General features: G+C 36.8%; 1 protein-coding gene. It reads left to right on the top strand.

The features are described 5' to 3' along the window. Window positions 1–34: 34 nt before the first annotated feature. Window positions 35–922 (top strand): outer membrane protein, encoded by an 888-nt coding sequence (locus tag ACFIL3_RS07900; protein WP_375682030.1) that lies wholly within the window; start codon window positions 35–37, stop codon window positions 920–922. The last annotated feature ends 380 nt before the right edge of the window (window positions 923–1302 follow it).

Here is a 1302-nt window from a genome sequence, read left to right as displayed (position 1 = left end):
CGATTTGTATCTGAAATAAATTGGGGACGTTTTTATGAAAACAAAATGTTTAGTTGCACTATCTATTTTCACCTTCATTACCGCTTCAACAGCGCAAGCAGCAGATACAGTAATCTTTAAGCAATCAGAACCGAAGGTTTCATTGCAAGATGTTTCATCGTCACGTATTTCACCGGTTACTGTTTCTGCGCCTTTTTCTTGGTCTGGTTTTTATTTTGGAGGACAAATTGGATATTTTTCCAATAAAAATACTCTAAATTACGCACAAGAAGCCAGGGACGGAAAATGGGCTTTGGTTGATAGAGATTTATCACCGAAACTATCAGGATTGAGAGCAGGTTTGTATGCAGGTTCTAATATTGATCTGGGAGATCTTGTTTTCGGTTTTGATACCGATATGGTCTGGTCTGGGAGGAAAAGCACCCAAACAGACAATGGAAAGAAAATTCTAGATGAATCAAACTCCATTAACATTGCCTTTAAAAAAGCTGGGATTCCTATCATAAAACCTGCAGCTCAGGGTGAAACGATATCCAACTATGGTGACATTGTTGTTAGCAGTGTAACATTGAAAGAAACGTGGTCTGGTGCCACGCGCGCGCGCATAGGTTTTGCTTCCCATCGTCTTATGCCTTATATTGCAGGGGGTATAGCCTATAGACAGATGCAATATATCATGTCACTTTTATCAAAATCGCAAGAAGATTCGACAATTTTTGCTTCTGGCAATGTGTTAGATGAGACAAAAACAATGTTTGGTTACACTGTTGGTGGTGGTTTTGATCTTGCAATGACAGATAATATCATTATGCGGACAGAATATCGTTATTCAGATTTTTTTAAAAAGAAATTTGCAAACGATAACCTTAAAATCTCTTCTCAAACGCATGATGTTCGCTTTGGTATCGCTTATAAATTCTAAGTTTTTTAGAAAAGTTGAACGATTAAAAAACCCTGTTAAAAACGGGGTTTTTTAATGCCCCTTTCCCCCTAAAAAGACGTAGATTCTAAAAACCTGTACTAAACTTTAAACAAATAGTCACGAAACAATAAAGCCTCTCCCTCTCTTAAAGCAAATTTCTATCCTCTCAGCCTTTCATGTAATGCCTTTGGAATATAAAAGCTTTACCATCATACCACTGGGCGCCATCGTAAAATAAATGAGAGCCGTTATTTAAGAGATATTTCTTTAAAATAAATATGGATATTGTGCATCAATTGCAGTTTTATAAGATGATGTTGACTTGGCCTCCCCGCTCTTAAAGGATAAAGATTCTAAACACCCATTTTTAAACACCCATT

It is taken from the genome of Bartonella sp. CE47NXGY, from assembly GCF_042195415.1.
Classification (GTDB): Bacteria; Pseudomonadota; Alphaproteobacteria; order Rhizobiales; family Rhizobiaceae; genus Bartonella.
This window is presented reverse-complemented; position numbering and strand designations above follow the sequence as displayed.

What these genes read in the sequence shown, in the direction of transcription:
- ACFIL3_RS07900 (WP_375682030.1), top strand. Translation starts at nt 35, where the DNA reads ATGAAAACAAAATGTTTAGTTGCACTATCTATTTTCACCTTCATTACC.